General features: G+C 25.4%; 11 protein-coding genes. 4 read left to right on the top strand and 7 right to left on the bottom strand.

The genetic code is table 11. The annotated features are described in order from the left end of the window. Positions 1-23: 23 nt before the first annotated feature. Both ACIQ56_RS12120 and crcB read right to left on the bottom strand, forming a co-directional pair. Complete coding sequence (locus ACIQ56_RS12120) at positions 24-1121, bottom strand: PhoPQ-activated protein PqaA family protein (protein WP_397601321.1); 1098 nt, start codon at positions 1119-1121, stop codon at positions 24-26. 60 nt (positions 1122-1181) lie between these two features. After that, entirely contained in the window at positions 1182-1553 is a 372-nt protein-coding gene (crcB, locus tag ACIQ56_RS12115; protein WP_397601320.1) for a fluoride efflux transporter CrcB, read from the bottom strand. Positions 1554-1792: 239 nt separating this feature from the next. Between crcB and ACIQ56_RS12110 the strand changes: the two genes are divergently transcribed. From ACIQ56_RS12110 to ACIQ56_RS12100, 3 genes are all read left to right on the top strand, one after another. Then, positions 1793-2659, top strand: a complete 867-nt coding sequence (locus tag ACIQ56_RS12110) for an MltA domain-containing protein (protein ID WP_397601319.1) — start codon at positions 1793-1795, stop codon at positions 2657-2659. Next, positions 2592-3029, top strand: a complete 438-nt coding sequence (locus ACIQ56_RS12105; protein WP_397601318.1) for an MltA domain-containing protein — start codon at positions 2592-2594, stop codon at positions 3027-3029. The genes ACIQ56_RS12110 and ACIQ56_RS12105 overlap by 68 nt, the downstream gene beginning before the upstream one ends. A 162-nt stretch (positions 3030-3191) precedes the next feature. Next, positions 3192-3314: a hypothetical protein gene (locus ACIQ56_RS12100; protein ID WP_397601317.1), complete on the top strand. Its 123-nt coding sequence runs from the start codon at positions 3192-3194 to the stop codon at positions 3312-3314. A 78-nt stretch (positions 3315-3392) separates the two neighbouring features. Here ACIQ56_RS12100 and ACIQ56_RS12095 read toward each other — a convergent pair whose 3' ends face one another. The 4 genes from ACIQ56_RS12095 to ACIQ56_RS12080 are packed head-to-tail and all read right to left on the bottom strand — an operon-like array spanning position 3393 to position 5592. Next, positions 3393-3809 carry a hypothetical protein gene (locus ACIQ56_RS12095; protein ID WP_397601316.1) on the bottom strand — a complete coding sequence of 139 codons (417 nt, stop codon included), beginning with the start codon at positions 3807-3809 and terminating at the stop codon, positions 3393-3395. An 11-nt stretch (positions 3810-3820) separates the two neighbouring features. After that, positions 3821-4360, bottom strand: a complete 540-nt coding sequence (locus ACIQ56_RS12090) for a hypothetical protein (protein ID WP_397601315.1) — start codon at positions 4358-4360, stop codon at positions 3821-3823. Beyond that, on the bottom strand, positions 4357-4974 hold the full coding sequence (locus tag ACIQ56_RS12085) for a hypothetical protein (RefSeq protein ID WP_397601314.1): 618 nt from the start codon (positions 4972-4974) through the stop codon (positions 4357-4359). The genes ACIQ56_RS12090 and ACIQ56_RS12085 overlap by 4 nt, the downstream gene beginning before the upstream one ends. A gap of 15 nt (positions 4975-4989) precedes the next feature. Then, positions 4990-5592: a hypothetical protein gene (locus ACIQ56_RS12080; protein WP_397601313.1), complete on the bottom strand. Its 603-nt coding sequence runs from the start codon at positions 5590-5592 to the stop codon at positions 4990-4992. A 566-nt stretch (positions 5593-6158) separates the two neighbouring features. Between ACIQ56_RS12080 and ACIQ56_RS12075 the strand changes: the two genes are divergently transcribed. Further along, positions 6159-6644, top strand: a complete 486-nt coding sequence (locus tag ACIQ56_RS12075; protein ID WP_397601312.1) for a hypothetical protein — start codon at positions 6159-6161, stop codon at positions 6642-6644. Positions 6645-6654: 10 nt separating this feature from the next. On the opposite strand, the gene ACIQ56_RS12070 is transcribed toward ACIQ56_RS12075, so the two are convergent. Next, positions 6655-7470, bottom strand: a complete 816-nt coding sequence (locus ACIQ56_RS12070) for an aminoglycoside N(3)-acetyltransferase (protein WP_397601311.1) — start codon at positions 7468-7470, stop codon at positions 6655-6657. Between the last annotated feature and the right edge of the window lie 343 nt (positions 7471-7813).

Here is a 7813-nt window from a genome sequence, read left to right as displayed (position 1 = left end):
TTCAAACGGCATCCAAAGTCCGTTCAACAAAGGGCTTGCTTGTCCATGTTTTCGGAAGATTTTCTGCATGCCTTTTTAAGTACATATTCTTTTTCTAAAAACACATTCTCAACTCTTAACTGGCATTTTAAATAAGTCTTACCAGGAATATGATTATAATTTTCATAAATACTATCTGGCGGAAAAAAATCGTCGCCGCTAGAACTTATAATAAACTTTGGAATATTTAATCTCAATCTTTTATCCGAATTTTTATAGGCTAAAGGATCCTCTATATCTAATAATTCATTAAAATTTTTATTTTCAGTAAATTTGTGCATATTTTCTTTATAATAGGGATATAATGCTATCGGCCAATTATGAGCGTATATTTTATTTATTTTATTAAATAATTCTTTTGTATTATAGATATCAATTACAATTGGAATAATTGCTTTCACCCTGGTATCGGCAAGAGTTGCTAACCAAGCTGCCCAACCTCTTTTTGATGCACCACTCATAATAAAAGAATTTACTTTATATTTAGAGCCTAAAAATTCATGTTGAACTAAATCCATGGTTTTAATTGCAGACATGGCCATTGGCAAATGAAGCAAATTGATTTTATTTTTTATCGGATCATCAATATATAATTTCCATGTATGAGCTACTAAATAATCTTCTAATAGATCTGAGTTTCCTGGGAATGAAATGGGTTGATTTGGAACTAAATCAACAGAAATGACGATTGAATGAGTTTGTTTTGCAATGGAGAAAAAATCAATTGAGCTTTTTTTATTATTATTACTATCTCCAGAGTCAATATATAAGATTGGGGTTGTTAATTCCCTATAATTATTTGGTAAATAAACGGAAACAGTATGAACCCATTCATTTTTATTGGTTTCAATTTGCAGTGGATATCTTTGAGAGAAAAGTTGAAACTTTAATAAACTTCCTTCATTTAAAATTCGTTCTTCTGAAATTTTTTTATAATTTAGAGGGGTATCTTTGTGCATAAATATCATACAATTTAAAGCGCTTAAATTACTTGGGCAATTAGAATTTGAATAAATATTTTCCGAAAATAAAGCAGGAAGAAAGAAAGTTATTAGCTTACCTAGAGTTTTATAATGATTCATATGCACCTCATGATACTATTAAGAGATAGACTTTAGGGCATATTTAATATATATAAAAATTTAAATTTTGCGAGCAATTAAAATTCCTAAAATAGCTGCACAAGTTCCTATGATAGGACTTAATGAAATATACAATAATCCTTGAGCATATTTTAAATTTTCAAACATTTTTATTGCATCTAAACAGTAAGATGAAAATGTGGTAAAGCCACCTAAAAAACCGATCATAATTCCAGATCTTAATTCAGGAGAAATTTGGTTTTTTTCCGTTCCTAATACAAAAACAATTCCAATTAAAAAAGCTCCTAATATGTTAATAATAAAAGTATCATAAGGAAATGTGGTATTGAAAAATTTTTTAAATAATATTCCAATAAAATAGCGACTAAATACTCCTAATAATCCAAAAACTCCAACATATAATAAAGTCATTAAAAACCCCCAATTTAATCATTTTGTCATACTTTATTTTAAATAAACAGACAATTTTTAGATGTTTACATAAGTTTAACAAAAAAATTAAATAAACATTGCAAAAATAGTTTTTGCTAGTATAATGTCACAGCTTATTTGGTAAGAGAATGTTATCTTTGGTGTTTTGTTACTTAACAACTGATTTTTCTACTTACTTCATTACTTTAAAAGTATTTAAATTATCATAGAGTTTTTCAATGAAAAAAAATTATTATATTATTTGTTGTGCATTTATATCGGTTCTATTTTTAAATTCTTGTAAAACAACTGGAAAATTTGAAAAAAAAGAGAGTGCTCATTATACTTTTGAGAAAGTAAAATGGAACTCTGTAGAACTAAAAGAAGATAGCTCAAAAATTGATAATTTAAAATTAGCAATAGAGTCAAATTTAAAGTGGCTTAATAGAAAAAAAGAAGACTCTGTATTTAAATACAATGATATTTCTTTTACAACAAAAGATTTTATATGCACAATTAACTCTTTTTTAATTGATATTTCTGATAAAAATAGAGTTAGTGAAAGTATTCTAGAAAAGTACTTTGATATTTATAAAATTGAAATAAAAAATGAAAAACCAGTTTTATTTACTGGCTATTATATACCTTATGCAGAAGCAAGTGAAATAAAAACTTCTAAATATAAAGTACCCGTTTATAAAACACCTTCAGACTTAATTACGGTAAATCTTGAAGAGTTTAATCCAGATTATAAAGGTAAAGTAATTAGGGGAAGAGTTCATAAAAATAAGCTTGTTCCATATTGGACAAGACAAGAAATATCAGAAGGAAATAAACTCAAAAATAAAGATTTAGAAATTGCGTGGGTAAAAAATAAGACCGACCTCTTTTTTATTGAAATTCAAGGCTCTGCTTTGTTAAGTTATGCTGATGGTAGCAAAAAATACATACATTATGCTTCACAAAATGGAAGAGAATATAAACCAATAGGAGCCTTACTTTTAAATGAAGGTATTCTTAAAAAAAAGCGACGTTTCTATGCAGGCAATCCGTGCATGGCTAAATCAAAATCCAAAAGAAGTACAAAGAGTTTTAAATTACAATAAATCTTTTGTATTTTTTAATTTAGAAAATGAAGGTCCTTTTGGGAATATAAATGTTAAGTTAGTAGGTGGAAGAAGTATTGCAGCTGATCAGAGAGTATTACCAGCTGGTACTTTAACTCTTTTGGATTTTCCAATGCCCAATTTACCAAATGAACCTTTAAACAATTTATCTAAAAACACCGCTTTTTCACAACTTGCTTTTGTTCAAGATACAGGTGGAGCCATTAAAGGACCTGGTAGAGTGGACGTTTTTTGGGGTGAAGGGGATGATGCAGGAGAAATTGCTGGTGTAACAAAACAATCAGGCTCATTGTATATTTTAGTCCCAAAAATGAAATGTGGTGAATCTTTACTTGTTTCTAATAAATAAAAATTTTTATTGAGTAAAAAACAAATTTTAAATGAACATAAAATATGTAAAGCTCTGATATTACTATCTGAACTTTAGTTTTTATTAGAAATAAAAAAACGTCAAAAAATAATTTTTATTAAATGAATACAATTACGAAAAGTGCATAAGGAGGAGCGAGTAATGATAAGGTCTTTTTTAATCGCTTTCATAACTATGCTTGTTGTTTTAGGAAGTGGCTTTTTAATTCAAAGCTGCGGAAAATCAAATGAAAAAAATATAGCACTTTATGGAGCAGACTTTTAAATTCATTTTTTTCTATGAAATAAATTTTTATTTATAGAAAAAGATATATTTTATAAAACTATCTTTAATTTTAATTTTTCATTTAATGACAGGATCAATGCCTAGGTTTTTAAACCGCTTTTTCCAAGGAATTCTGTTTGTTAATAACTTATTTTTAATTTCTTCTAAAGAATATCCTTTATCTTTTTCTAATGATAAATCATAATAATGAGTGTTTTCTAAGTCTAAAAAATTTTGTTTATAATTTGAATATAATATTATTTCCTTATTGAATTTATTTTTTCTAAGTAATTTTGAAAAATTAATATTTAAAATATTTCTACTTCCATACATGATATCAGCAATAATAAAATCAAAAAAATTAAGGTTTTTAATATGTGAATCAATAAACTTATCTGGATCATTAAAAAATAATAAATTACATTTTTCATCTAGATGAGATTTCCATATGTTTTGGTAGAATTCCTCATCATCTATAATTGCAATATTTGTCATATAAAAAATCCTTATTTAGTATTTATTGGAATGAGAATTAATATTTCAACATTTTTATCTTTTAAATCACAACTTATATGACCTTGGTGTGAATCTATAATTTTTTTTGCAGTTACCATATCTAAATTATTATTAACATTGTTTTTATTTAAATAAAATGGGTTAAACATTTTATCTGTTTCATTTTTATCAATTAGATTTCCATTGAAGGTAAAAGCAATTTTTAAAAAATTTTGTTTTTTTATTTTTGAACTTTCAATTAATATTGAATAGTTGTTATTAGTAGTAATGTTTTTTATAATATAGTTTATTATTAAATTAAAAGATTTTATTAAATTGCTTTCATCGCAGTTTATATTTTGATCATAATTTATTTTACTTATAAATTTTGTATTTAAACATAGATCCGTATTTATTTTTTCTATAAATGTATATAAAGTCATTATTTTAAAATTATTTTTTATATTCTCTGTGTATTCTAATATGGAGGTTGAAATTGATTCAACTTTAAACATACTTTTTTCTATTTCAGCTAAAATTATTTTGTTCATTTCGTTTGGCTGTTTTTTTCTACATTATTTAAATATAACTTTAATAAATTAAAGGGTTTTCTAATGTCGTGTGAGAAAAACTTATTTAAATAATTAAAAAATTCATTTGAGATAATATGCTCATTATTTGTTTTCAAATCTTTAGTTTTATTTAAATATATTAATATTATAAATAATATAATTAATAAAGAAAATATTAGTAAATAAATTATATTTATAAAATCAATTGGAATTTTGTAATGTATTATAGCAACTTCTTTTTCATTAATTAAAATTGGAGTGCTTTGCCTAATCGCAAAAAAATTATTTTTAGATAATTTATCGAAATAAATATTTTTATCTATTTTAATTAAATTGTTTTTATAATCCCTTATTTCAATTTTAGATATACTTTCTGAAATTAAATTGGTGTTTATTATTTCACTTATATTATTATTGTTTTTATTATTAATTGACAGAGCGATTTGATTAGAAATATTTTGAATATTTTTCATGACTAAATTGATATTTGTTTTTTTTAAATTATATAAATTTAAAATGAGAATAAATATACATGTAAAAATAATTATAAAATTTAAATTAACCGCATTTGTTTTTCTAAAAAAAAGATTCATAAATTTTTTTCATTTTTAAAATTGGCTTTGATAAATTTCAGTCTGAACAATATCTTTCGTTTTTTCAAGATTCGTATCGGACTCTTTATTAGGTTTATGAATAGGAATTTGAAAGGCGGTTAGCTTTTGAAGAAACTTTGAATCTTTTTGATTCAGTACAATTGTAAATGATAAATCATCTTTGCTATCAATGATGATTCCCTTAATGTTTTTGGTTTTTTCCTTAGCAAAATCTTTGGATCCAGAGATGCTGTGAAATTCTTCTGGGTTTTTTTTGATAAAAGATTCCAGGCTACTTTTTATATTTTTAGATTTTAACTTCTTATTATCATGTGATAGATTGTTCTTTAATTTAAATTTATAAACCAATTCATTTTTAGAAATCAAATAATGATTAATTAAATAAGGTACGATTATATCCTTTTCGATGATGAATAACTGAGCATTTATTTTTTCATTCGTGTAATTGTTTGAACTGTTAGGCGTATTTAGTTTTGCAGTTAAATTTGAATCGCTAAAAATGAGGTTATGGCTATTATCTAGGCCAGATGCAGTAACTGTAAGTGTAAAAGCTGTTGTATATATTAATATTTTTTCTTTTGAAAATATATTTAGCATATGATTATTGTTCTTTTAATTAGAGTTATGTGAATTCATTAGGCTAAAAAAAAACCAACGAATGTTACTCAAGCTTAATTTGTTCCTGTCAAATGTCTTTTAAAAAAAGGAAAAAGTCTTAACATCAATAGTATTTTTATTTTTTAAAGTCAATAATAATTTTTTTAGAAATTTTCATTTTTAAAATTAACATAGTAAAAATTATACATTTCAAAAACATTAATGTTTCTCAATTTTAATTGCTGTTATTGGTAATCTATTGCAAAAAAGTTAATCATTTAAAATTATGATCTTTTTAAGAAGAGTTTTATTTCTAATAAAAAAGATTTGCTTTTATAAGAATTTAGTTTATTTCTTAAAAGTTAACTTTGTTAACTTATACCTAAAAGGAGTAAGAACTTGGCAAAAAAAAATATACCAATACTTCTAATGATTCTATTTGTGATGAATTAAATGATCAGGATTCAGATAAAGAGTTACAAGAGCATGAGCGTGAAGAAATAAGAAAACAATTATCTCATTTTCTAATCAATTTTAGAGCTACAAACAGATTCACCCAAGCACAAATGGGAACCAAGTTAGGCTGTTCTCAGCAGCAATATAAAAGAGTTGAAGATGGTGAAGAGGAAAGAATTGCAAATGCTTTATCCTATATTAAAAAATTTGCGGACTTAAATGGAGGCAAAAAGGTATCTGATTTTGTAGGGTATTTAATAAATGAACCACCTCAAATGAGAGCTAGTAATTTATCGACAAATGAACAAGTTTTACTTTCTAGTTTTGCAACTGTGGATAGAGAAGATCGAAGATTATTTATTGAGGGCTACTGTAAAGATAACAACGGCCTTAAGTTTGCTAAAATAATAAAAATTTTAAGTATGATTCCGAATTTAAGCAATGAGTTTTTAGATCTATATACTTTTGCTCTTCTTGAAAATAGGTCGAATCCCGATTTTATTGATATAGATGAGAAAAGAGTCATGTATGATAAACTTCGTGAAAAGCAAAAAAGAAGTTATAAGAAAAAAAATATAGAATTAATTAAAAATTAGAAGAAGAATTTTAGTTATTATTTATTTTTTCATCTAACCATTGATGAGCAAAGTGAATTAATTCTCTTTGGTTTATTAATTTAGATTCTGCATTTCCTATTTTACCTCTTTTAAAAACATGTTTTTTTTCAAATTCATTGCCAATCGTGTTAAAAAATTCTGTTGAATAACAGGCTTGTTTATAATTTTTCCATTCCCGTTCTCCTTTTTCATTATAGATAGGAGATCTTTTTTTTTCTTGAGGGTATTGCCTGCATTTCTCTTCGGCTAAATGGAGAGATGTGTTACTTTCATGCGTAACTCCAATGAGTAAGATGTGACCGTTTTGTGAAAAAATTTTATTCAATGGAGATTTATCTCCAAAGCCATGATCCAAAGAATGTTTTTCAATAATTTTATCCGCTTTTTTACCCCATGCTGCAAAAGAACATGTGGGATGATTGCTTCTAACTACAGATCTGAAATTTCGAAATACTTCTGGTACCACTCCAATTTCAAAAGTTGGAGTATGGATTTGATCGAAAGGTGGCATCGTTTCTTTAATTATTTCCCACCAATCTTCAGGAACAGCCGGTTGAGTCCAATCCTTTGGATCGCTTAAATCTGCGGAATGTGAAGGCATTATTAGAGTGCCTTCTTTCGTTAGAACTTCTTGAAGAGCTAAAATTAAGGTTACTGCCCCACCATTTATCCAGCCAATTTTACTAAGTGATGAATGAACAAGAATGACCATTTCGGGTTCTACACCTAAATGGAAAAGATCTTTTTTAAGAGACTCTAAAGTATTTGGTAAATTTGTATTAGATATAATTTTTTTTATACCCATAAATATATTCCTTTATAATGGAATTATAATATAGATTAAATAATTTAAACAATAAAGTAAAGAATATATTTAATGAATTTAAATTTAAGCTAAATTTTTAATAAATAATATTAATTAATTTTAAAATTTATAAAATAAAAAAATTCTTATTTACAAATAAAATTTTTAACATCATATTAACTCTTCTGTGTTACAATGACTACTTTTTTATTATAAATAATAGGAGAATTTTTATGGTGCGCCAAGATAAGTGCGTAAGAACCAGTGAGTGCGAATCTCACCCACGTAAAGATTAGCCATCAGCGTGGAAGTAAGCAGTGCGATTAATAAGGTAACAAATTAA

Source organism: Silvanigrella sp. (assembly GCF_044369315.1).
Taxonomy (GTDB): Bacteria; Bdellovibrionota_B; Oligoflexia; order Silvanigrellales; family Silvanigrellaceae; genus Silvanigrella.
The sequence above is the reverse complement of the archived record's forward strand: the minus strand, read 5'-3'. Positions and strand labels throughout refer to the sequence as shown.

Excerpts from the sequence above, each read along its gene's own strand:
- ACIQ56_RS12120 (WP_397601321.1), bottom strand. The coding sequence starts at position 1,121 with ATGAATCATTATAAAACTCTAGGTAAGCTAATAACTTTCTTTCTTCCT.
- crcB (WP_397601320.1), bottom strand. The coding sequence starts at position 1,553 with ATGACTTTATTATATGTTGGAGTTTTTGGATTATTAGGAGTATTTAGT.
- ACIQ56_RS12110 (WP_397601319.1), top strand. The coding sequence starts at position 1,793 with ATGAAAAAAAATTATTATATTATTTGTTGTGCATTTATATCGGTTCTA.
- ACIQ56_RS12105 (WP_397601318.1), top strand. The coding sequence starts at position 2,592 with ATGCAGGCAATCCGTGCATGGCTAAATCAAAATCCAAAAGAAGTACAA.
- ACIQ56_RS12100 (WP_397601317.1), top strand. The coding sequence starts at position 3,192 with ATGATAAGGTCTTTTTTAATCGCTTTCATAACTATGCTTGTTGTTTTA.
- ACIQ56_RS12095 (WP_397601316.1), bottom strand. The coding sequence starts at position 3,809 with ATGACAAATATTGCAATTATAGATGATGAGGAATTCTACCAAAACATA.
- ACIQ56_RS12090 (WP_397601315.1), bottom strand. The coding sequence starts at position 4,360 with ATGAACAAAATAATTTTAGCTGAAATAGAAAAAAGTATGTTTAAAGTT.
- ACIQ56_RS12085 (WP_397601314.1), bottom strand. The coding sequence starts at position 4,974 with ATGAATCTTTTTTTTAGAAAAACAAATGCGGTTAATTTAAATTTTATA.
- ACIQ56_RS12080 (WP_397601313.1), bottom strand. The coding sequence starts at position 5,592 with ATGCTAAATATATTTTCAAAAGAAAAAATATTAATATATACAACAGCT.
- ACIQ56_RS12075 (WP_397601312.1), top strand. The coding sequence starts at position 6,159 with ATGGGAACCAAGTTAGGCTGTTCTCAGCAGCAATATAAAAGAGTTGAA.
- ACIQ56_RS12070 (WP_397601311.1), bottom strand. The coding sequence starts at position 7,470 with ATGGGTATAAAAAAAATTATATCTAATACAAATTTACCAAATACTTTA.